Genomic DNA, 21088 nt, shown 5'->3' with positions numbered 1-21088 from the left:
AATAGTTGAAATTGTAACTATCAAGACGGTTTTTATGTCCCTTATCCTCGAAGAATTCCTCCCTTACCGCTTCAACCGGCTGGCCGAAGCCCTGAGCCGGAACGCCAGCCAGGCCTATCGCTCGGAATATGGGTTGACCCGTCCGGAATGGCGGGCCTTTGCCCTGCTCGGCCACAAAGGCATGATGACGGCAACGGAAATTGCGTATTTTTCGACCATGCACAAGACCAAGGTCAGCCGCGCCCTGTTCAAACTGGAACAGAAACGCTGGCTGCGGCGCACGGCGGACGAGAATGACCGGCGGCTGGAGCAAATCACCCTGACAGAGCGGGGACGGGCCGCCTATGACCGGCTGGTGCCGATGATGATGACGGTGGAGACAGAAATACTGGCTAAACTCGGTCCGAAAAACGCCGCCGCCCTGCAACAGGGACTGGCGGCGCTTGAGGCGCTGTATCTCGATCCGGCGGACAGGCGTAACGCCGGAGAGTCGCCGCTAGCGTGGCAGGACGCGGGGGAATAAATCCGAATCGAGCGGGCCCCCAGCGGGGATCATCGGATCGCGCAGCATTTTCTGTAAATTCGGCCGCGGATTATAGGTCACATCATCTCCGGTCCAGCGCTGGATATAGGCGCGGCGGCGCACGTCGCGTAACTTGTTCGGCTGTGCCCCATGCAGGGTGAGCGCGTGATGCAGCGAACAGTCGCCGGGCTCCAGCTCGAACGAGACAATATCATAGGCGTCCCGGTTGCTCTCCACATCCGGGACTTCGGGCAGGTCCTCCTCATATTTCTGGTCCGGATCGAAGCTGATGGCGAGGAATTTCTGGCCCCAGCGATGGGAGCCGCGTAAATACTCCACGGCACCGCTGTCGAAAGTCACCGGATCGAGCGCCAACCACAGCGTTGCCACCTGATCCCCGGCCACCGGCCAGTAGGTATAGTCCTGATGCCAAGCTGTCGGGGTCGAGGTATCGGGCTCCTTCACCAATATCTGGTCGAACAGCAGGTTGACCTTCTCCGTTTGCAGGACAGAGGCCGCAATCTCCGGCGCCGGGGAGTTGAAGACCGCATCCCGGAACCCGTTGTGATGGTGGCAGACGAAGGTGTCACCGAAGAAAAACCCGGTCGCCCCCTTGCCGTCGATGCTTTTAACCATACCCGAGGGGTTGGCGATATCTTCCTCGATCAGGTCGCGCAGGCGCTCCACCCAGTCCATGTTGAAAAAGCCGCGAAGGCAGACAACCCCGTCCTCCTGAAATGTCCTGATCTCCTCCGCTGTCACGCTGCGGGTCATATGTGCCGTCATTTCATCCTCCTGAACTTGTCGCGCCGCCTTTATTGTCGTTATATACATATAACGACGTCAAATCATTTATGCACATCAACTCAAGAGGACGTGAAATTGACCGTTGAGGCGCCCCTTTCCGCCGCCGAGGCCTATTTTCGCAGTCATGTCCTCTGGCCAGAGGAGAAAATCCTCTGGACGGGGCGACCGGGACTGCGGCGTTCGCTGGTCTTTAACTGGTGGTTCTGCCCTGTCGGCCTGATTATGGTGCTGTTTTTGGCAATGCTGTACGTGACAACGCCGGAAATCACCGATATCCGCCTGCCTGAATTGCTCATCATCGCCGGGGCGCTCTGGTTGCTGCTCAGCCCGCTGCGTTACGCCTGGCGCGCGCGCCGCACTGCCTATTTCGTCACGGACCAACGCGCCGCTATCCTCCGGAAGGGGCTGTGGCGCGTTCAGGAAACGGTTTTCTTCGCCCCCGACATCACCGATTTCAAGGTGATCCGCGGGCGCGGCGGGCGCGGCGATATTCGCCTCCGTGTCAGCAAGTCAAGACTGCGCAATGCCTATCAGGAGGACAAGGAAAAACTCCTGCCGGGGGCCGGGGGCGGCCTTTCCTCCTTCGCCGGGGTCGGCCCGTTCGTAATGTATACCGATGGCTTCTGGGGGGCGGAAAACATAGCTCTTGCGGCCACTGCCCTTAAAAACCTGCCGCCCGCCGACGTGAAATCCGGCTATCGATGAGCCCAGATGTTGGCGTCCTCTGATGCCTCGGGGGAGAGGCCGAGAACATCACCCTCGGTATTGATGCCAAGACCAAGAACCGTGCGGTTGGCGTAGGAGAAATAAGCGACGACCTGGTTGATCTCGAGAATATCACCGTCCTCCAGCCCCGACTTGCGCAATTCGTCAATCATGTTCCTGGTAACCTGGTTGGGGCGCGTCGTCAGCAGATTGGCATAGAGCATCATGGCGAGATCGGGCCCGGCAAACACCCGCTCCGGCTCACCGGCTTCCAGCGCAGCCCGCATTGCCTCCGCGCCCGCATCATCGTTCAGCAACCGCCGTAATCCACTGAAATGATGCTCGACGCAATAGTCACAGCCGTTAAGCAGGCTGACATATACGCCGATTGCCTCAAGCTTCCACACCGGCAGCTTGTTGGCGCTGTTATGCAGCACATGCTTGTAGAGGCTCATATGCCCCTCCATCGTATGCGGGCGGAGCGAATGCGCCTCCATGATGTTATCAACCGCGCCGTCCGGGCCCTTGATCCTCTCATACATGGTTTTGAGCCGCCCGTCCGCCTCGTGCGGCGGGATCGTCCTGATCCAGGTCATAGGTTCCACCTCGTCTTGCAAATCATCCATATCCCCGCGTAACAGACGAACGGGCGGCAGGAAACCCCCTGCCTGACTTTATGCCCGGCCTTTTTTCGCCAGCGCGCCGGATTTGCTTTTGAACTTCAATTTATTCAGGCCTATAGTCGCAGGAAACGCCTTAATGAAATATGAAGAAAACTGCTTAACGCGGAGGGAGAGACGATCATGGCAGGCGACCATAAGCATAACGACCCCTTACCGGAAACCGTTCTGCGGGTGAAAAGCCTTGAATCCCTGTTGATTGAAAAGGGTCTGGTGGAGGCAGCGGCGCTGGATGCCCTTGTCGACCGCTATGAGACAAAAGTCGGGCCGAAAAATGGTGCCAAGGTCATCGCCCGCGCATGGGCCGATGTCGATTTCAAGCAGCGCCTGCTGACCGACGGCAGCGCCGCCATCGCCGAGTTCGGCTTTTCCGGCGGACAGGGCGAGGAACTTGTTGCCGTCGAAAACACCGAGGCCATTCATAACGTCGTCGTCTGCACGCTCTGTTCCTGCTACCCCTGGCCGGTGCTTGGCCTGCCGCCGGTCTGGTATAAATCCGCGCCCTACCGCTCCCGCGTGGTACGCGAGCCGCGCAAGGTCCTCGCGGAATTCGGCACCACCCTGCCCGAAACCACCGAGGTCCGGGTCTGGGACAGTACCGCCGAAACCCGCTATCTGGTGGTACCAAGACGGCCGCCCGGAACCGATGGCATGACCGAGGATGATCTCGCGCTCCTCGTCACCCGCGACAGCATGATCGGGGTCAGCGTCGCCCTCACTCCAGCGCAGGCACGGGAGATCTGATATGGACGGTATACATGACATGGGCGGAATGCACGGCATGGGCCCGGTTGAGGCCGAGGAGAACGAACCGGTCTTCCATGCCGATTGGGAAAAGCGCGTTTTTGCCATGAATAATGCCATTTCGGCGCTTGGCGTCAGGAATATTGACGAATCCCGCCATGCCCGCGAGCGTATGGACCCGGCGCAATATCTCGCCAGCAGCTATTATGAGATCTGGCTCGACGGTCTCGTCCGGATTTTGTCAGAGAAAGGGCTTATCTCGACGCAGGAGCTGTCGGGCGTCATGGCGCCCCGGCCGGTCAGCACCCCGCGCCCGGCCCTCGCCGCCCCGGATGTCGATGCGGTCATGGACAAGGGCAGCAATTACGTTGCGCCCCGGGGCAAGGCGCCCAGCTTTACCGCCGGGCAAACGGTGCGGGCGCGCAACATTCACCCCGCCAGTCATACCCGCCTGCCCCGCTATGCGCGCGGCCATGAAGGCATTATCGAGACCGATTACGGCCTTCATGTCTTTGCCGACGCCAGCGCCGCGGGACGGAGCGATCCGCAGCATCTCTATAACGTGAAATTCACCTCAACCGAGCTTTGGGGGCCCGACGGCCATGCCGGAGACAATATATATCTTGATCTCTGGGATGATCATCTGGAGGCCGTATGACCGCCCTCCACCCTCTCGATCCGGCGCTTTTGAGCCTTGCGATCCCTCGCGATGACGACGGACCGGTGTTCGATGAACCCTGGCAGGCGCAGGCCTTTGCGCTCACTGTCCGGCTCCATGAGCAGGGGCAGTTCAGCTGGCCCGAATGGGCGGAGATGCTAAGTGCCGAGATCGCCGCTGCCACAATAAACGGGACTGACGCCGGCAATGAGGGCTATTATCTCTGCTGGCTGACGGCGCTTGAAAAAATCGTGACGGCGAAAAATCTGTTGACGGCGGCGGAGCTCACCACGCGCAAGCGCGCCTGGCAAACCGCCAGCGAACATACCCCGCACGGCCAACCGATAGAACTTACGCAGAAATAAATTTGCGATTACCCGGCAGAAGTCTTATGTCTGCCCCGACGGATAACTTGATGAACTGGAAATGCTGTGCCCGACAACACGCCCTATACCCTCCCCGATCTCGAAACCAAGGAAAAGCTGGATAAAGCCGCGGAAATCATCACCGGCTACATGGACAAGGCCCTGCAGGATTGCCTTGCCGCCGGTCTGGAACGCGAGCATTTCACCGCCGGGACCATCGCCACCATGATGCAGGCGGTCGAAACCAGCCTCGGCGGCAATGCTGCCAGCGCCTTTCAGGAACTGGCCCAAATGGCGGTCGCCCGCGAGAACGACACGCCGGTTCAGTAAGTCACACGTTTCAGCCGGGCGCCTCAGTCCGGTGTATGAATCGGCAAGTCGAGCAGGGCCCGGCGCCGCAGCCACTGGCTCGGCCGGTAGCGATCCTCCCCGGTGATCGCCTGCAACTGCTCAAGGATTTGCAGGCAGTTCCGGCGGCCCATGTTTTCCGCCAGTTCAACCGATCCCAGCGGGTAGTTGAGCCCGAGTTTCATGCCCTTGTCGATATCTTCGGGCGTCGCGATGCCAATCTGCGCCATTTCGCAACCGAGATTGGCGATCATGGCGCGAATCCGCTGGGCGACGAAACCCGGATTGTCCTTGATGCGGGTGACACCGCCGGAAATCTCCTTCAGCATCGCCATAACCGAGAGCACAATCGCGTCATCAGCACCAGGTGCCGCCATCACGGTCGCGCGCGAATAGACGCCGGTATGGGTATCGATGGCGACGAGACGGCGGGAATCGAGCCCGAGGCGAGCGGCAAGCGCCGTACAATCTTCCCCGATCGGGTCAGCAAGGATTGGCGCAACCCCGTCATCCTCTTTCAGGACACTGACGCCGAGATCGCGCAGGATCGCATCCAGCGCGCCGGAATGCTCCGTCAGCACCACGCGCCGCGCCGGGGCCACGGTAATCGGTCGATCGACCTCGGGGCGGATGATCGTGCCGTCCTCTTCATAGCTGTAGAATCCGGCCTTGGTCTTGCGGCCGAGACGGCCTGCCTCCATCATGCTTTCATGAAGGGGATAGGTGGACAGCCGCTTGTCCTGGAAATAGCCGTTATAGATGATCTGGCTGACCGGGAAATTGACGTCGATGCCGGTCAGGTCGAGCAGCTCGAACGGGCCCATGCGAAAGCCGCAGGCATCGCGCATAATCGCATCCACCTCGAACGGTGTCGCCACCCCTTCGGAGACAATCCGGAGCGCTTCCGTTGAATAGGCGCGCCCGCCAAGATTAACGAGGAAACCCGGCGCATCCTTGACCACAACCGGCACCCGGCCCATGCGCTTGCCAATGACTTCAAGGGCGGCGGTCACTTCCGGGCTGGTATCGGTACCGTTGATCACCTCGACCAGCTTCATCAGCGGAACCGGGTTGAAGAAATGCAGGCCCGCGATCCGGCCGCGATGCTGGCAGGCGGACGCGATCGAGGAAATGCGGATACTTGAGGTGTTGGAGGCGATAATCGTCTCGGGGCGGACAACTGCTTCCAACTGCTGGAAGACTTTCTGCTTGATGTCGATATTCTCAACGATGGCCTCGACCACAAGATCGCAATCGCTGAGATCTTCAAGGCGGGAGGCGACCTGCAGGCGGCCAATTGCGGCGGCGCCCTCGTCCTGTTCCATCCGGCCCTTATCGACGGACCGGTTAATCATCGAGGCGATGAAGTCTTTCGCCTTGTCCGCGGCGCCGTCCGCGGCGTCGAAAATACAGACCGGCATGCCGCCAGTGACCGATACCTGGGCAATCCCGCGGCCCATCGCGCCCGCGCCGACAATCCCAATTTTAAAATCCTGCTTCTTCGGATCGATGTTCATCATTATTTCCAGTGTTGTTATTATTGAACCTAATCCTGTCTTATACCCTGCCAACGATTTTTGTGAACCACAACCTTGATGAAATCGAGCAAAATCCCTACATATCATTTGGAGTGGTGCCACAATTGGGCCACTCACAGGTGCCGATAAGGACCGAAGTCTGATTGCTCGCTCATAGGAGGAGAGGATTTTATGCCACGCATTACGACATTTAATAATCCGCATATGCTGGGTTTCGACCATTTCGAACAGATGCTGCAACAGCTGTCGAAATCTGGCGGCGACGGATATCCCCCCTATAATATCGAGCAGACCGGCAAAGTGAGCTTGCGAATATCCCTCGCGGTCGCCGGATTTGTTGAAGATGATTTGAAGATAACGCTGGAACAGAACCAGCTTATCATTCATGGTAAGCAACAGGATGAAACGGACCGGATTTTTCTGCACAGAGGCATCGCCTCCCGGCAGTTCCAGCGGAAATTTGTACTTGCCGAAGGAATTGAGGTCTCGGGGGCGGAAATGAATAACGGGCTTTTGCACATCGACTTGCTGTTGCCGGAGCCGAAAACGGACCGCCGACAGATCGAGATTCGTAAGAAAAGCCACAAGAAAGAAATGAAAACCGTTAATCCGGCAGAGTTAATTGAGTAAGCCCATTATTGCCGCGTAAGGAATATTAAAATGCAGTACCAGGAAACCACCCTACGCCAGCTGAGCCCGTCGGCATTCGGAATGCTCGGGTCCATGGACATGGCATATATTCGCGCCATTGAAGAAGACGGGAAGACGGTTTACGGCATCTTCGCCGCAAACGGACAAAAGCTGGGCCAGGAAACATCCCCGGAAACAGCGCTTGTTGTTGCCCGCCAGAATGACTTCGAAGGCTTTCTCGTCAATTAATATCGACAGATGGTTGCCCGCTCCGACGCCCTGATGCCTTAACGGCTCAGGCGGCGGACTGGGCGCTCTCTTCTGTGAGGACCGCATACAAGGCATCGGCATCGTGACTGCCGCGCAACTTCTCACACCGCCCTTTGTCGCGCAGCGTGCGGGACACCCGGGCCAGCGCTTTCAGGTGATCCGCCCCCGCCGTTTCCGGCGCCAATAGCAGGAACAACAGATCGACCGGCAGGTCATCCATCGCATCAAAATCGATGCCATTGTTCAGCTTGGCGAAAAATCCGTACACACGATCGATCCCGGCAAGTTTCCCATGCGGGATGGCAATTCCCTTGCCTATCCCGGTGGTGCCGAGCCGCTCGCGTTCAAGAAGGACGTCCAGAATGGCACGTTCGGGGCAGCCGGTGATGACCGCCGCCCGACGCGCCAGTTCCTGCAGAGCCTGTTTCTTGCTGGTTGCTTTCAAGCCAGAAAAAACCGTCTTCGGACTGATGAGCTCTCTTATTTCCATGATACCTATTCTAGCTGGTAATTGCGGGGCGCAATGCAAGGGCGCCTAAGCGGAATTTTCAGACGAGGCAATTTTCGGGTCGATCCAGCCGATATTGCCATCGGACCGCCGATAGACAACATTCAGGCCCCGGGTTGATGAATTGTGGAACATCATCGCCGGCAGGTTGGCAAGATCCATCCTCATTACCGCCTCACCGACCGAACAATCGGGAATATCGGCGCTGCTTTCGGCAATGATCAATGGCTGCCAATCTTCCTCGCTGACCTCGGTCTCCGGCTGCTCGTCCTCTGGTTCCTGCGCCAGGATATAGCTTTGCGCGGCAAAGCGCATCTTGGCGTTATGGCGCTCCTTGCCGTGATGATCCTTCAACCGTCGTTTATAGCGCCGGAGCTGTTTCTCGATCCGAGCCGCCGTGGCATCGAAGCTGCTGTAGGCGTCGACATGATCGGCAGAGGCGGTTACGTCGATGCCCGATCCGATATGGACGCTGCATTCCGTGTGAAAATTATGATTATCGCGGCTGACGATCACCTGGGCGTCGATGGCGTTGTCAAAATATTTCGAAACGCCGGCCTCCAGGTTTGCCTCTATATGCTCGCGAAGGGCATCGCCGACATCAATATTCTTACCTTTAACAATCACTTGCATTTCAAAGATCCAATTCTAGAAGTGAACAGATTTCCGCCTGAATATTACGTCCGTTTCCATTCGCGGGCGGGACCATAGTTTTTGCGCGTGGCAATGTCAACACACAGTCATGGAAACGGGAAATTGGTGTGAAGGTGGTAATATTTTTTCATCCTCCGATTATGAAGCGATCAACTGCTTCTTTTGCCTTCGACGTTGGACGGAAGAGGGTATCTTCATCGCATCACGATACTTCGCAACCGTGCGCCGTGCAATATCAATCCCCTGAAGTCTCATCAATTCGACGATTTTGTCGTCAGAAAGAATTTTGTTTGGCAGTTCCTCGTCAATGAGCTGCTTCAATTTATGACGAACGGAGACCGCCGAATGGGAATCGCCCCCCTCCGACGAGTTGATGGCCGAGGTGAAAAAATACTTGAGTTCAAAAACGCCACGCGATGTTGCCATATATTTATTTGACATGACGCGGCTGACGGTACTCTCGTGCATGGAAATCGCCTCGGCGATGGTTTTCAAATTCAATGGCCGCAGGAATTCAATCCCTTGCGTGAAAAACATTTCTTGCTCCTCGACCAGCGCGGTGGCGACCTTCAAGATGGTATGGGCTCTCTGGTCCAGGGATTTCACCAGCCAGTTCGCCGTATTCAGGCAGTCGGAGATATACTCCTTCTCGTCCTTTTTCCGCGCCCTGCCATTAAGGATAGTGTGATATTGGTTGTTGACCAGTACTTTCGGTAAAGTTTCGCTATTCAGCTCAATATGCCAGCCGCCATCAGGGCGGCGGCGGACGAAAACATCGGGCACCACCGTCTGCGCGATATCGGTGCCGAATTGCAGGCCCGGCTTGGGGTCCAGCGCCCTAATCTCACTGATCATCTCGGCGAGATCCTCCTGATCGACCGCGCAAACCGCCAGCAACCCCTTCAAGTCCCGCGCTGCCAGCATGTCGAGATTGTCAAGCAACGCGGCGATCGCGGGATCGTAGCGGTTCTGGTCCTTCAGCTGCAACGCCAGGCAGTCGCCCAGATCGCGGGCGAACACGCCGACCGGTTCAAGCCCGCGCAGCTGGTCCAGCACCTCGGTCACCATATCGACGGAACAGCCGAGGGTTGCTGCCACCTCGCCGAGATCATCGGCGAGGTATCCTGCCTCGCTCACCAGATCGATGAGATAGGCGCCAATCAGCTTGCGCGCATGCGACAGTGGCAGCAGGCTCAGCTGCTGCGAAAGATGATCGCGGAGCGAGATATCCTCACTAAGGGTCTGTTCAAGATTGACGTCGCTGCCAGAGAAGGAACTGCTGCCGCTGCTGGCCGCGAGGAACCCGGTATCGGCGGCATCGGCGCGCGGACCATCGGCGGGGATATCCCCGGCGGCATCGCTGGTATAGACGTTATCGTAATCGGTATCGAGGGCGCTCTCTTTGGCGTCCGCCGCGTCGCTATCATTTGACAGGCTAAGCTCGTCCAGCGCCCCGGAATCATCGCTGTCGCCACTTAAATCCCGGTCGGGCTCAACCTCCCGGTCACTCCCGTGTTCTTCCTCAACGGCAAGATTATCGGCGCGTTCGAGCAGCGGGTTTTTCTCCAGTTCCTGCTCGACATAGGCGGCAAGATCGAGATTGGATAGTTGCAGCAGCTTGATCGCCTGTTGCAACTGAGGCGTCATAACAAGCTGTTGGCTTTGTCGTAAATCCAGTCTAGGCGTTAGCGCCATCGTTACTCCTGATCGCCGCCAATCTGCTAGAGATTGAAGCGATCCCCCAAATAAACGCGTCTTACTCCCTCATCCGATACAATCTCGGCAGGGTTACCCTCCTTTATGACACGACCTTGGTTAAGAATATATGCACGATCAATGATGTCGAGCGTTTCGCGGACGTTATGTTCGGTGATCAGGACGCCGATCCCGCGGTCCTTGAGATGGGAGACGAGATCGCGGATATCAGAGACCGCGATCGGGTCGATACCAGCCAGCGGCTCATCGAGCATGATATAGTTCGGCTTGCCTGCCAGTGCCCGCGCAATCTCGACCCGCCGCCGCTCGCCGCCGGAAAGGGCAACGGCCGGGGTCCGGCGCAAATGAGAAATGGAAAACTCGGCGAGCAGCCCTTCGAGGTCCCGCTCACGCTTTTCGGCCACCGGCTCGATCAGTTCAAGCACCGCGCGAATATTCTGTTCGACATTCATGCCGCGAAAGATTGAGGCTTCCTGAGGCAGGTAGCCAATGCCAAGGCGGGCACGCCGGTACATGGGCAGGTCCGTCACATCGCGACCGTCAAGGAAAACCGTGCCATAATCCGGATTGAGCAAACCTGACATAATGTAGAAGCTGGTGGTTTTGCCAGCGCCGTTCGGGCCCAGAAGGCCAACGGCCTCGCCGCGATTGACAGTAATATCGACGCCGCGCAGGATTGGTCGCTTCTTGAATGACTTACCGATATTCTGTGCCCGCAATCCGGTGTTTTCGGCTACCAGTCGCGGTCGCGGGCCCGTCTCATCCATATCCGTCCTCATTACGCTTGTACCCTACTTATCCGCTTTTTTCTCCGGAACGAAAATTCCCTTCACCCGGCCCTTTTCACCGCCGCTCGTCCCGCCGCCTTCAACCCGGCTCTTTCCAGTGATCAGGTTGAGGGTCATCTTATCCCCGCGCAGCACGTTATTCCCTTGGGTTAATACCACATTTCCCTTTAAATCAATGCGTTTATTCGTCACGTCATAAACCCCGGTGTCGCCCTCGGCGGTTTCACGCGGACTGGAGAGGAAGACCTTGCCGCTGGCGTCAATCCGGCTGATGTTCGTGGGGCCGCCGCTGTCGCCGGATTTCTTGTCGGAATAATGAACCACCAGCTTATTCGCGCGCATGCGGATTTCGCCTTGCACCACCTGGACATTACCCTCGAAAACCGCGGTCTGTTTGGCCTGTTGGACTTCAAGACTATCGGCGGTGATCTCCAGCGGTCGGCTGGTATCAAAAGCGCCGCCGGTAAGGACGGATTGCGCCATGCCTGCCGGCGCGACCCCAAGACAGAGGGCGGTGGCGGCGAGGACGGGGATGATGGTTTTCTTGATGAGCCTCTGCATACCGAATTCTGTCCATGGTCAAGCGGGTTAGGGATTGATTGTTACTTTAACGTTGCCTTCAAACCGGATGGTTCCTGTTTTCTGATTGCCGGCAAGACTGTCCGCCTCGATGGCGCCGAGTGGCCCATGTCCCGTCAGGGGATGGGAGCTTTCAATGGTGCCCTTCTTCAGGTCGACATCCGCCGATTGTGCTATCAGCTGGTTACCGTTGTTCGAGAAAATATCGATTTTGCCATAAAGATGAAGCAGTCCGGTCTTGGTGTTCAGGTCCCCGTCCGGCGCCGAGACCGAGATCCAGTCCCCGGATTTCAGGCTCATATCCGCCTGCAGGTTCTTCAGTGTCACCTCAGAGGCTGACGCCGTCTTCTGGCTTGCCGTATCCGCGGTCACCACATACTGCCGGTCGCTCAGGTCACTGGCGACATATTGCGGGTTTTTCATGGTCAGGCCGTCGTCGGACAGGGTGACATCCGCATAGTTGAGCGTAAAGCCTTCCTCGCGGTCAAGGTTGGGCAGCACGAAGGCGAGACCGACCAGCAGAATGGCAAGGCCGAGCAGGATGAACTTGATGATCGCCACAAAATGGCTGTAGCGCGAGTTGAATTTCATCTCGGCAAAGCTCGTTGTGCCGATGAAGTCACGGGCACCGGACAGGGTTTCGCCGGTGATTTTATCGTCTGTGGACAGGATATCAGCGCGTTTCATCCCCTATACGACCCCGCTGCGCAGGCAGTCATGTACGCTGATGATGCCGAGAGCGCGGTTGTTCTCGGTCACAAACAGGCAGGTGATGCCATTGAACCCGGTCGAGTTCATCTGTGCCAGCGCCTCCCCTGCAAGGGCGTACGGCGAAATCGTCTGCGGCCTGCGGGTCATGACATCGCGCGCCCGCATCTCCAGAAGGGTGGCGCCCATATGACGGCGAAGGTCGCCATCGGTGATGATGCCGATCAGCTCTTCCGCGTCATCGAGAATACCAACACACCCGAAGCTTTTCGCTGAAATCTCGATCAGGGCCTCGCTCATCAGGGTATTTTCGCGCAGGAGCGGCATGGCATCGCCGCTGTGCATCAGGTCCTCGACCTTGATCAGCGCCCCGCCAAGCTTGCCGCCCGGATGGAAAACCTTGAACTGCTCGGAATTAAACCCCTTCCGCTTCAGGAGCGCGACCGCAAGCGCATCCCCGAGTGCCAGCGCCAGCGTCGTCGAGGTTGTCGGCGCAAGGCCCATCGGGCAGGCCTCGGGCGCGTCCGGCAACAACAACACCGCATCCGCCCGACGGCCCAGCGTGCTGTCCGCCTTGCCGACGATGGCAATGAGGGGAATATTAAACCGCCTTGTATAGGCAATGATATCGCTGAGTTCACGTGTCCCACCGGAATTGGACAAACAGAGCACGACATCGTTGCGGGTGATCATGCCAAGGTCGCCGTGACTTGCTTCCGCCGGATGGACGAATTGCGCCGGGGTCCCGGTTGAGGCAAGGGTGGAGGCAATCTTGTTGCCAATATGGCCGTTCTTTCCCATACCGCTGACAATGACCCGTCCGCTGGCCTGGGAAATATAATCAAGCGCCTTGATAAACTCGCCGTCGAGCTGTTGATGGAGTTGGAGAAGGGCGTCCGCCTCAATTTTCAGGACAGTCCGGGCAACCTCAAGGTCAGGGTCGTTCTCCGCCCTGTCTGTCATTGCCTGAGGTGAAACCGTCATCCATAAATCCCGTTGTCTACTTAGCTTTACTCCGCCCGCGCGATCATCAGATCAATCAGGCTCTTTCACGTTATGAGAATATATAAGAAAACATGCCTTTTTAACAAGGTTAATAGCAGGGCAGCCGCCGAAAGGTTCAGCTATGGGCGAAGATATCCGTCTCCGGCCAGCCTTCGAGGTCGAGATCGGCGCGCACGGGAAGAAATCGGAAGCAGGCGGCGGCAAGGTCCATCCGTCCCTCGCGGGTCAGCATCCGGTCCAGTTCGACCTTCAGTTGATGCAGGTACAACACATCCGAGGCGGCATATTCCATTTGCGCCTCGCTCAATTCCACAGACCCCCAGTCGGAGCTTTGCTGCTGTTTCGAGATGTCGACGCCGAGCAGTTCCTGACACAGGTTCTTGAGGCCATGGCGGTCGGTATAGGTGCGGACCAGCCGCGAGGCGATCTTGGTGCAATAGACCGGCGCGCAAGTGATGCCGAGGTAATGCTTGAGCACTGCAATGTCAAAGCGCCCGAAATGGAACAGCTTGAGCCGCTCCGGGTCGTTGAGCTGACGGGCGAGATTGGGGGCATCATAGGTCTTGCCGTCGAATTTCACCAGATGGGCATCGCCGTCACCGGCGGAAAGCTGCACAAGGCAAAGCCGGTCGCGCTGCGGCAGCAGGCCCATGGTCTCGCTATCGATCGCGATGGCGGCGCCGAGGTCGACGTCGGCGGGAAGATCCCCGTGATGCAGAAATATCGCCATGTCACCCTCCGCTGACGGCCCGCATACCGACCGGGACAGAGGCAGGACCGTATTTATCGAAACTGAACCGTTGGTGCCCAGGAGAAGACTCGAACTTCCACTTCCATTCGGAAACTAGCACCTGAAGCTAGCGCGTCTACCAATTCCGCCACCTGGGCATTCAGTGACGCCTCTGATATAAAGCGGATCGCGCGATGTCAACAAACTTCGTCAAAACAAACCAAGTATTTTACGTTTAGGCTTGGCGGCGGCGCTATATGTCGGTAGATAATGACCTGTAATCCGGGGCAAGGACTTGGTGGCCTGCCCCCGCGTGAACAGAAGGACAGAAAAATGGCGAACGGCTTAATTACCATTTTCGGCGGCTCCGGCTTTATCGGCCGTCACCTGATGCGCCGGCTCACGGCCAAGGGTTACCGGATCCGGCTGGCGTCGCGCGACCCCGAAGACGCGACTGACCTGATGACCCAGGGAAGTGTCGGCCAGATTGTCGGGCTCAAAACCAATGTCCGCAATCAGGCGTCGGTCGAACGGGCGGTGCGCGGGTCCGATATCGTCATCAACCTCGTTGGTATCCTGTATGAAAGCGGCGCCCAGACTTTCGGCGCCGTGCATGTCGACGCGGCGGAGCGGATCGCCAAGGCATCAAAACAGGCCGGTGTGCGCCACCTCATCCATATGTCGGCCCTCGGCGCCGATCGGGCGCATGAGGCCGGATACGCCCGCAGCAAGGCGGTCGGCGAGGAACTGGCGGCCACGGAATTCCCGGGCGCCACCATTCTCCGCCCTGCCGTCGTTTTCGGCCGTGACGATGACTTTTTCAATCGTTTCGCCAGGATATTGGCGCTGTCGCCGGCCTTTCCGCTGGTGGATGGCGGCAAGATGAAGATGCAGCCGGTCTGGGTGCAGGACCTCGCCGAAGCCATTTTGCGTATCATCGAGACCCCGGACCAGCAGGGAAAAACATGGGAGTTCACCGGCCCCGATATTTACAGCCTGCGCGACCTCATGAGCAAGATACTGGACGCGACCGGGCGCAAATGCCTGCTGCTGCCGGTCCCGGCGGGCGTGATGTCCGTCATGGCATTTTTCATGGGACTGATACCCGGCCGCCCCCCGCTGACGACCGATCAGGTCAAACTGCTGAAAGTCGATAACGTCGCCAGCGGCCAGTATCCCAACCTCGCCGATCTCGGGATCACCGCCGGGCGCATTGATGCCATCGTACCGCAATATCTACAGCGCTACAAAAAAGGCGGCGGCTACCAATCTGCACTCCCTGATCAACCGTAACGCCTCGGGTGTCTTCTCCCGATTCTGCATTTAGGACCGTAACGGTCCTAATAATGGGTAAAATTGCCGTATTATTGCGCAAAAGACCTCTCGTATGGCCCTCTTAACTATATTAAGTCACCCATACTGACATAAAATATCGTTTTTGCTGGTAATTCCATTTGATTTCGGGTATTCAGAATATCTGCCCGTGGGGTTGATCAAAGGCGAGCAAGCGTCCGGTCGATGGTGCCACTTTATACCCGACCCGAAATCCGCCCTCCACTGCAGACATTGTAACAGTGATCGTTGTCAATTAACTCCGGGTTTCCGGAGGCGGAACAGGAACGCCTGATGTCACAGAAAATGCTGAAATTCGTCACGCTTGAAAAGCAGATGCCGACCAAACGTAGCGCCGATTCCCGGCGCGAGGATTTCAACGAGATCTATGGCGAGTTCGTGACCGAAGGCGCCGCTGAACAGGCCGCGCGCTGCTCGCAATGCGGCATTCCCTACTGCCAGATTCACTGCCCGGTCCAGAATAATATCCCCGACTGGTTGATGCTGACCGCGAACGGGCGGCTGGAAGAGGCTTATGAAGTCAGTCAGTCGACCAACAATTTCCCCGAGATTTGTGGCCGTATCTGCCCGCAGGACCGGCTCTGCGAAGGCGCCTGCGTGATTGAAAAGGGCTTTGAATCAGTCACCATTGGCGCGGTCGAGAAATATATCACCGATACCGCGTGGGAGAAGGGCTGGGTCAAGCCGACGGTGCCGGTGCGCGAGCTGGATCAGTCGATCGGCATTATCGGTGCCGGTCCGGGCGGCCTCGCTGCCGCCGACGAGCTCCGCAAAAAGGGCTATCAGGTGCATGTCTATGACCGCTACGACCGTATCGGCGGGCTGATGATTTACGGCATCCCGTCGTTCAAGCTGGAAAAGGAAGTCGTCGAGCGGCGCGCGCAACTGCTGCGCGACAGCGGCGTCACGTTTCATCTGAATTTCGAGGTTGGCCGCGACGCGACCCTGACCGAGCTTCGCCAGAAGCATGACGGCATCATCATCGCCACCGGCGTCTATAAATCCCGCGATATCGCCCTTGCCGGCAGCGACACGGCCGGCATTGTCCCGGCGCTTGATTTCCTGACCGCCTCCAACCGCAAGGGGCTCGGCGATAACGTGCCGGAGTTTGAAGACGGCACCCTGAATGCGGCGGGCAAGAATGTCGTTGTCATCGGTGGCGGCGATACGGCCATGGACTGTGTCCGCACGGCCGTCCGTCAGGGCGCGACATCGGTCAAATGCCTGTACCGGCGCGACCGCAAGAATATGCCGGGCTCGCTCCGCGAGGTTGGGAATGCCGAAGAGGAGGGCGTCGATTTCGTCTGGCTCTCGGCCCCGAAGGCCTTTCTCGGCGACGACAAGGTGACGGCAGTCAAGGCCGTCAACATGCATCTGGGCATTGCCGATTCCACCGGGCGTCAGGTGCCGGTGGAGATTGAAGGCTCTGACCATGATATCCCCTGCGATCTTGCCATTAAGGCCCTCGGTTTCGATGCCGAGGATATCCCGAAGTTATTTGGGGAGCCGGGCCTTGAAGTGTCGCGCTGGGGCACGATTTTGGTGAATTTCGCCACCGGCATGACCAGTCTTGAAGGCGTCTATGCGGTCGGTGATATCGTCCGCGGCGCCTCGCTGGTGGTCTGGGCCATTCGCGATGGCCGCGATGTCTCGCAGGCATTACATACATTTCTTACGAACAAGCGCGCCGCCGATGACGTCGCGCAGGCGTCATGATGAAACGGGATGATCAAGATGAAAAATGAAACTGAAAATCAGCTAATCCCGCTTTCCGCGGGCGAAGAGTTCGTCAGGTCCTGGACAAAAAATGCCGCGCATCTGCAGGCCAATGGCCTCTATGATCCGGCCGAGGAGAAGGATAACTGCGGCGTCGGTTTGGTTGCTGCCATCGACGGCAAGGCCTCGCGCGCCGTTGTCGCCGCCGGTATCGATGCCCTGAAAGCCGTCTGGCACCGTGGCGCCGTTGACGCCGACGGCAAGACCGGCGACGGTTGCGGTATCCATGTGCAGATCCCGCAGGATTTCTTCAAAGAACATATCGCCCGCACCGGCCATGAGCCGATCGATGGCAAGCTGGCCGTCGGCATGGTGTTCCTGCCAAAAACCAATTTCGAGGCACAGGAGACCTGCCGGACCATCGTCGAAAGCGAAGTCCTGCATTTCGGCTATTATATCTACGGCTGGCGGCAGGTGCCGGTTGATGCCAGCATCATCGGCGAGAAGGCCAACGCGACCCGCCCCGAGATCGAGCAGATCATGATCGCCAACACCCGCGGCGTCGATGACAGCGAGTTCGAGCGCGACCTCTATATCATCCGCCGCCGGATCGAGAAGAAGGTCCTCGCCGCGCATATCAGTGGCTTTTACATCTGTACGCTGTCCTGCCGCTCGATCATCTACAAGGGCATGTTCCTCGCCGAGCAGCTGTCGAGCTTTTACCCCGACCTGCTCGATGAGCGGTTCATCTCGACCTTTGCCATTTATCATCAGCGCTATTCGACCAACACCTTCCCGACCTGGAATCTGGCGCAGCCGTTCCGCATGCTTGCCCATAACGGCGAGATCAATACGCTGCGCGGCAACGTCAACTGGATGAAAAGCCATGAAATCCGCATGGTCTCCAACACCTTTGGCGATAAGTCCGATGACCTGAAACCGATTATTCAGGCCGGCAGTTCCGACAGTGCCGCCCTTGATGCGGTGTTCGAGGTACTGGTCCGTGCCGGACGCAGCGCGCCAATGGCGAAAACCCTGCTGATCCCGGAAAGCTGGGGCAACAAGGAAAACATGCCGCCCAAGCACAAAGCGCTCTATGCCTATTGCAACTCGGTGATGGAGCCCTGGGATGGCCCGGCGGCGATCTGCGCCACCGATGGCCGCTGGGTTATTGCGGGCATGGATCGCAACGGTCTACGGCCACTGCGCTATACCATTACCGGCGACAATTTACTGCTCGTCGGCTCCGAAACCGGCATGGTCCCGGTCAACGAATCGAAGATTATCCGTAAAGGCCGCGTTGGCCCCGGCCAGATGATCGGTGTCGATCTGAAAAAGGGCCAGTTCTATTTCGACGGCGACCTCAAGGACAAGCTCGCCAATTCCCAGCCGTTCGACAAATGGATCGAGAACACGGTCGACCTTGGTGAAAAGGTTGGCGGCGCCGAGGAGATCCAGCGCTTCGACCGCAAGCAACTGCGCCAGCGCCAGCTGTGCTCGGGCTGGACGCTTGAGGACCTTGAGCTGATCCTGCAACCGATGGTCGAGGACGGCAAGGAGGCCGTCGGCTCCATGGGCGACGACACGCCCCTCGCCATCCTGTCCAAGCAGTACCGCGGCCTGCATCATTATTTCCGCCAGCGCTTCAGCCAGGTGACGAACCCACCGATCGACAGCCTGCGGGAACGCCGGGTGATGACGCTCAAAACCCGGCTTGGCAACCTCAACAACATCCTCGACGAGGACAAGAGCCAGGCTGAAATCCTGTCGCTGGACAGCCCGATCCTGACCAATGGCGAGTTTGAGGCCATGCAGGCCTATATGGGCGACGGGGCGCAGGTTATCGACTGCACCTTCAACGTTGCCGACGGCCCGGAAGGCCTGACCAAGGCCCTGCGCGCCATGCGGACAGAGGCGGAGAACGCCGTGCGCGGCGGCTGCGCCCATCTTATCCTGAGCGATATGAACACCGGCGCCGACCGGGCGCCGATTCCGTCCATTCTCGCCGCCGCCGGGGTCCATACCCATCTCGTCAACGAAGGGCTCAGGACCTTCACCTCGATCAATGTGCGTTCCGGCGAATGTCTTGATGTGCAGTATTTCGCCGTCCTCATCGGCGTTGGGGCGACGACGATCAATGCCTATCTGCTGCAGGAAGCGATCATGGATCGTCATGGCCGTGGCCTGTTCCCGGGCCTCGATATCCACAGCTGTCTCGCGCGGGCAAAGGACGCCATCGATCAGGGCCTGCTGAAGGTAATGTCGAAAATGGGCATCTCGGTTATCAGCTCCTATCGGGGCGGCTATAATTTCGAGGCGGTCGGCCTGTCGCGGGCGCTGGTTGCGGAGTTTTTTCCGGGCATGCCGTCGCGCATTTCCGGCATCGGCCTGCCCGGCATTCAGCTTAAAGTTCTTGAACAGCACCACAAGGCCTATCTGGAGGATGTGATCAGCCTGCCCGTCGGCGGTCTTTACCGCTTCCGCGCGTCCGGCGAGACTCATTCCTTCGACGGCGAACTGGTGCATCTTCTGCAATCCGCAGTCGAGAAGGACAGCTATTCGCTCTACAAGAAATACAGCGACGGCATGAGCCGGATGGCGCCGGTCAACCTGCGCGACCTGCTCGATTTCAAGTCACCGCGCAAACCCATCTCGATCGATGAGGTCGAGAGTATCACCGAAATCCGCAAGCGTTTCGTCACCGGCGCCATGAGCCTTGGCGCCCTCGGCAAGGAGGCCCATGAAACCCTTGCCATCGCCATGAACCGGATCGGTGGCAAGTCTGACTGCGGTGAGGGCGGCGAGGATGTCAATCGCTTCAAGCCGCGGGCCAATGGCGACAATGCCAATTCCGCGATCAAGCAGATTGCCTCCGGCCGCTTCGGCGTAACAGCGGAATACCTGACCAACTGCGAAGAAATCGAGATCAAGATCGCGCAAGGGGCAAAACCCGGCGAGGGTGGCCAGCTTCCCGGTTTCAAGGTCTCGGAAATGATCGCCAAGCTCCGCAATGCAACACCCGGCGTGACCCTGATCTCACCGCCGCCGCATCATGACATCTACTCGATCGAGGATCTGGCCCAGCTTATCTACGACCTCAAGCAGATCAACCCGGAAGCCCGGGTCTGCGTGAAACTGGTGGCCGAGGCCGGTATCGGCACGGTCGCCGCCGGGGTCGCCAAGGCCAAGGCCGATGTCATCATGATTTCCGGCAATTCCGGCGGCACCGGCGCCAGCCCGCAGACCTCGATCAAATATGCCGGGGTGCCGTGGGAAATGGGCCTGCCCGAAGTAAATCAGGTGCTGACCCTGAACAAGCTGCGCCACGGCGTCCTGCTCCGCGTTGACGGCGGCATGAAAACCGGCCGCGATATCGTGATCAGCGCCCTCATGGGCGGCGAGGAATACGGCCTCGGCACCGGCGCACTGGTCGCCATGGGGTGTATCCTGGTCCGCCAGTGCCATTCCAACACCTGCCCGGTCGGCATCTGTACCCAGGATGAAGATCTGCGCAAGAAATTCGAGGGCAATGCCGACAAGGTCGTCAACCTGTTCAGTTTCCTCGCCGAGGAAGTGCGTGAGATCCTGGCGCGGCTCGGGTATCGGACGCTGCAGGAAATCATCGGCCGCAGCAACCTGCTCAGCCAGGTCAGCCGTGGCTCCGCCCATCTCGACGATCTCGACCTTAACCCGCTGCTGGCCGAGGCCGACGCGGGCAACAATCCGCGCTATTGCACCAACAAGGGGCCGGTCCCGGTCCCTGAAACCCTTGATGCGCAGATGATTATGGATGTGGCCAGTGTCTTCAGCAAGGGCGGCGAGCGCAAGCAGCTTGCCTACAGCATCCGCAACACCCATCGCGCCATCGGCACCAAATTGTCGTCGCATATCGTCCGCAACTTCGGGATGACCGGGCTGGAACCGGGCTATATCACCGTCCGCCTGCGCGGGTCCGCCGGGCAGTCGCTCGGTGCGTTCTCGGTGCAGGGGCTGAAGCTGGAAGTGCTCGGCGATGCCAATGACTACTGCGGCAAGGGCCTGTCAGGGGGCACCATTGTGGTGC

Annotated in this window: 22 protein-coding genes and 1 tRNA gene; 11 read left to right on the top strand and 12 right to left on the bottom strand. The window is 58.5% G+C overall.

The genetic code is table 11. The annotated features are described in order from the left end of the window. Positions 1 to 34 precede the first annotated feature (34 nt). On the top strand, positions 35 to 523 hold the full coding sequence (locus ACESNI_RS15540) for a MarR family transcriptional regulator (RefSeq protein WP_373088612.1): 489 nt from the start codon (positions 35 to 37) through the stop codon (positions 521 to 523). Here ACESNI_RS15540 and ACESNI_RS15535 read toward each other — a convergent pair. Then, positions 497 to 1309: a phytanoyl-CoA dioxygenase family protein gene (locus ACESNI_RS15535; protein ID WP_373088611.1), complete on the bottom strand. Its 813-nt coding sequence runs from the start codon at positions 1307 to 1309 to the stop codon at positions 497 to 499. The genes ACESNI_RS15540 and ACESNI_RS15535 overlap by 27 nt on opposite strands. Before the next feature lie 90 nt (positions 1310 to 1399). Between ACESNI_RS15535 and ACESNI_RS15530 the strand changes: the two genes are divergently transcribed. Continuing rightward, complete coding sequence (locus tag ACESNI_RS15530) at positions 1400 to 2035, top strand: hypothetical protein (protein WP_373088609.1); 636 nt, start codon at positions 1400 to 1402, stop codon at positions 2033 to 2035. On the opposite strand, the gene ACESNI_RS15525 is transcribed toward ACESNI_RS15530, so the two are convergent. Further along, the gene (locus ACESNI_RS15525; protein WP_373088607.1) at positions 2026 to 2631 is read right to left on the bottom strand and encodes a carboxymuconolactone decarboxylase family protein; all 606 of its coding nucleotides are present in this window, start codon (positions 2629 to 2631) and stop codon (positions 2026 to 2028) included. The genes ACESNI_RS15530 and ACESNI_RS15525 overlap by 10 nt on opposite strands. A gap of 207 nt (positions 2632 to 2838) precedes the next feature. Here ACESNI_RS15525 and nthA point away from each other — a divergent pair, with 207 nt between their 5' ends. The 4 genes from nthA to ACESNI_RS15505 all read left to right on the top strand — a co-directional run bounded on the left by nthA (position 2839) and on the right by ACESNI_RS15505 (position 4812). Further along, positions 2839 to 3459 (top strand): nitrile hydratase subunit alpha, encoded by a 621-nt coding sequence (gene nthA / locus ACESNI_RS15520; protein ID WP_373088606.1) that lies wholly within the window; start codon positions 2839 to 2841, stop codon positions 3457 to 3459. Position 3460: 1 nt separating this feature from the next. Continuing rightward, positions 3461 to 4117, top strand: a complete 657-nt coding sequence (gene nthB, locus ACESNI_RS15515; protein ID WP_373088603.1) for a nitrile hydratase subunit beta — start codon at positions 3461 to 3463, stop codon at positions 4115 to 4117. Continuing rightward, a complete protein-coding gene (locus ACESNI_RS15510) occupies positions 4114 to 4482 on the top strand; it encodes a nitrile hydratase accessory protein (RefSeq protein ID WP_373088602.1) in 369 nt (122 codons plus the stop codon). Before nthB ends, ACESNI_RS15510 begins: the two co-directional genes overlap by 4 nt. A 66-nt stretch (positions 4483 to 4548) precedes the next feature. Then, positions 4549 to 4812: a hypothetical protein gene (locus tag ACESNI_RS15505; protein ID WP_373088601.1), complete on the top strand. Its 264-nt coding sequence runs from the start codon at positions 4549 to 4551 to the stop codon at positions 4810 to 4812. Between the two features lie 23 nt (positions 4813 to 4835). Here ACESNI_RS15505 and ACESNI_RS15500 read toward each other — a convergent pair whose 3' ends face one another. After that, positions 4836 to 6350 carry a 3-hydroxyacyl-CoA dehydrogenase gene (locus ACESNI_RS15500; protein WP_373088599.1) on the bottom strand — a complete coding sequence of 505 codons (1515 nt, stop codon included), beginning with the start codon at positions 6348 to 6350 and terminating at the stop codon, positions 4836 to 4838. 189 nt (positions 6351 to 6539) lie between these two features. Here ACESNI_RS15500 and ACESNI_RS15495 point away from each other — a divergent pair, with 189 nt between their 5' ends. Together ACESNI_RS15495 and ACESNI_RS15490 are read left to right on the top strand one after the other, a co-directional pair. Further along, positions 6540 to 6998: an Hsp20 family protein gene (locus tag ACESNI_RS15495; RefSeq protein ID WP_373088597.1), complete on the top strand. Its 459-nt coding sequence runs from the start codon at positions 6540 to 6542 to the stop codon at positions 6996 to 6998. A gap of 30 nt (positions 6999 to 7028) precedes the next feature. Beyond that, positions 7029 to 7247 (top strand): hypothetical protein, encoded by a 219-nt coding sequence (locus ACESNI_RS15490; protein WP_373088594.1) that lies wholly within the window; start codon positions 7029 to 7031, stop codon positions 7245 to 7247. Between the two features lie 46 nt (positions 7248 to 7293). Here ACESNI_RS15490 and ptsN read toward each other — a convergent pair whose 3' ends face one another. From ptsN to ACESNI_RS15445, 9 genes are all read right to left on the bottom strand, one after another. Then, complete coding sequence (ptsN, locus tag ACESNI_RS15485) at positions 7294 to 7758, bottom strand: PTS IIA-like nitrogen regulatory protein PtsN (RefSeq protein WP_373088592.1); 465 nt, start codon at positions 7756 to 7758, stop codon at positions 7294 to 7296. A 45-nt stretch (positions 7759 to 7803) separates the two neighbouring features. Continuing rightward, on the bottom strand, positions 7804 to 8409 hold the full coding sequence (gene hpf / locus ACESNI_RS15480) for a ribosome hibernation-promoting factor, HPF/YfiA family (RefSeq protein WP_373088591.1): 606 nt from the start codon (positions 8407 to 8409) through the stop codon (positions 7804 to 7806). A gap of 159 nt (positions 8410 to 8568) precedes the next feature. Then, positions 8569 to 10125, bottom strand: coding sequence for an RNA polymerase factor sigma-54 (gene rpoN / locus ACESNI_RS15475; protein WP_373088590.1), 1557 nt, complete (start codon positions 10123 to 10125; stop codon positions 8569 to 8571). 26 nt (positions 10126 to 10151) lie between these two features. Continuing rightward, on the bottom strand, positions 10152 to 10913 hold the full coding sequence (gene lptB / locus ACESNI_RS15470; protein ID WP_373088587.1) for an LPS export ABC transporter ATP-binding protein: 762 nt from the start codon (positions 10911 to 10913) through the stop codon (positions 10152 to 10154). A gap of 24 nt (positions 10914 to 10937) precedes the next feature. Continuing rightward, positions 10938 to 11495, bottom strand: coding sequence for a lipopolysaccharide transport periplasmic protein LptA (gene lptA, locus ACESNI_RS15465; protein ID WP_373088585.1), 558 nt, complete (start codon positions 11493 to 11495; stop codon positions 10938 to 10940). A 27-nt stretch (positions 11496 to 11522) separates the two neighbouring features. After that, positions 11523 to 12200, bottom strand: coding sequence for an LPS export ABC transporter periplasmic protein LptC (lptC, locus tag ACESNI_RS15460; RefSeq protein ID WP_373088583.1), 678 nt, complete (start codon positions 12198 to 12200; stop codon positions 11523 to 11525). 3 nt (positions 12201 to 12203) lie between these two features. Further along, positions 12204 to 13205, bottom strand: a complete 1002-nt coding sequence (locus ACESNI_RS15455) for a KpsF/GutQ family sugar-phosphate isomerase (RefSeq protein ID WP_373088580.1) — start codon at positions 13203 to 13205, stop codon at positions 12204 to 12206. Positions 13206 to 13341: 136 nt separating this feature from the next. Continuing rightward, entirely contained in the window at positions 13342 to 13956 is a 615-nt protein-coding gene (locus ACESNI_RS15450; RefSeq protein WP_373088578.1) for a ribonuclease D, read from the bottom strand. A 71-nt stretch (positions 13957 to 14027) separates the two neighbouring features. Next, positions 14028 to 14114 (bottom strand) — tRNA-Leu (locus tag ACESNI_RS15445). A 175-nt stretch (positions 14115 to 14289) separates the two neighbouring features. Here ACESNI_RS15445 and ACESNI_RS15440 point away from each other — a divergent pair. From ACESNI_RS15440 to gltB, 3 genes are all read left to right on the top strand, one after another. Continuing rightward, a complete protein-coding gene (locus tag ACESNI_RS15440) occupies positions 14290 to 15249 on the top strand; it encodes a complex I NDUFA9 subunit family protein (RefSeq protein ID WP_373088576.1) in 960 nt (319 codons plus the stop codon). A gap of 333 nt (positions 15250 to 15582) precedes the next feature. Continuing rightward, entirely contained in the window at positions 15583 to 17025 is a 1443-nt protein-coding gene (locus ACESNI_RS15435) for an NAD(P)-dependent oxidoreductase (RefSeq protein WP_373088574.1), read from the top strand. An 18-nt stretch (positions 17026 to 17043) separates the two neighbouring features. After that, positions 17044 to 21088: glutamate synthase large subunit (gene gltB, locus ACESNI_RS15430; protein WP_373088572.1), on the top strand; the 4045-nt coding region annotated here is incomplete at its 3' end.

Origin of the sequence: Sneathiella sp. (genome assembly GCF_041689005.1) — a bacterium.
Classification (GTDB): Bacteria; Pseudomonadota; Alphaproteobacteria; order Sneathiellales; family Sneathiellaceae; genus Sneathiella.
Note: the sequence above shows the minus strand (reverse complement) of the source record. Positions and strands in the feature narration are given on the sequence as shown.

Excerpts from the sequence above, each read along its gene's own strand:
- ACESNI_RS15540 (WP_373088612.1), top strand. The coding sequence starts at position 35 with ATGTCCCTTATCCTCGAAGAATTCCTCCCTTACCGCTTCAACCGGCTG.
- ACESNI_RS15535 (WP_373088611.1), bottom strand. The coding sequence starts at position 1,309 with ATGACGGCACATATGACCCGCAGCGTGACAGCGGAGGAGATCAGGACA.
- ACESNI_RS15525 (WP_373088607.1), bottom strand. The coding sequence starts at position 2,631 with ATGACCTGGATCAGGACGATCCCGCCGCACGAGGCGGACGGGCGGCTC.
- nthA (WP_373088606.1), top strand. The coding sequence starts at position 2,839 with ATGGCAGGCGACCATAAGCATAACGACCCCTTACCGGAAACCGTTCTG.
- nthB (WP_373088603.1), top strand. The coding sequence starts at position 3,461 with ATGGACGGTATACATGACATGGGCGGAATGCACGGCATGGGCCCGGTT.
- ACESNI_RS15510 (WP_373088602.1), top strand. The coding sequence starts at position 4,114 with ATGACCGCCCTCCACCCTCTCGATCCGGCGCTTTTGAGCCTTGCGATC.
- ACESNI_RS15500 (WP_373088599.1), bottom strand. The coding sequence starts at position 6,350 with ATGATGAACATCGATCCGAAGAAGCAGGATTTTAAAATTGGGATTGTC.
- ACESNI_RS15495 (WP_373088597.1), top strand. The coding sequence starts at position 6,540 with ATGCCACGCATTACGACATTTAATAATCCGCATATGCTGGGTTTCGAC.
- ACESNI_RS15490 (WP_373088594.1), top strand. The coding sequence starts at position 7,029 with ATGCAGTACCAGGAAACCACCCTACGCCAGCTGAGCCCGTCGGCATTC.
- ptsN (WP_373088592.1), bottom strand. The coding sequence starts at position 7,758 with ATGGAAATAAGAGAGCTCATCAGTCCGAAGACGGTTTTTTCTGGCTTG.
- hpf (WP_373088591.1), bottom strand. The coding sequence starts at position 8,409 with ATGCAAGTGATTGTTAAAGGTAAGAATATTGATGTCGGCGATGCCCTT.
- rpoN (WP_373088590.1), bottom strand. The coding sequence starts at position 10,125 with ATGGCGCTAACGCCTAGACTGGATTTACGACAAAGCCAACAGCTTGTT.
- lptB (WP_373088587.1), bottom strand. The coding sequence starts at position 10,913 with ATGGATGAGACGGGCCCGCGACCGCGACTGGTAGCCGAAAACACCGGA.
- lptA (WP_373088585.1), bottom strand. The coding sequence starts at position 11,495 with ATGCAGAGGCTCATCAAGAAAACCATCATCCCCGTCCTCGCCGCCACC.
- lptC (WP_373088583.1), bottom strand. The coding sequence starts at position 12,200 with ATGAAACGCGCTGATATCCTGTCCACAGACGATAAAATCACCGGCGAA.
- ACESNI_RS15455 (WP_373088580.1), bottom strand. The coding sequence starts at position 13,205 with ATGACGGTTTCACCTCAGGCAATGACAGACAGGGCGGAGAACGACCCT.
- ACESNI_RS15450 (WP_373088578.1), bottom strand. The coding sequence starts at position 13,956 with ATGGCGATATTTCTGCATCACGGGGATCTTCCCGCCGACGTCGACCTC.
- ACESNI_RS15440 (WP_373088576.1), top strand. The coding sequence starts at position 14,290 with ATGGCGAACGGCTTAATTACCATTTTCGGCGGCTCCGGCTTTATCGGC.
- ACESNI_RS15435 (WP_373088574.1), top strand. The coding sequence starts at position 15,583 with ATGTCACAGAAAATGCTGAAATTCGTCACGCTTGAAAAGCAGATGCCG.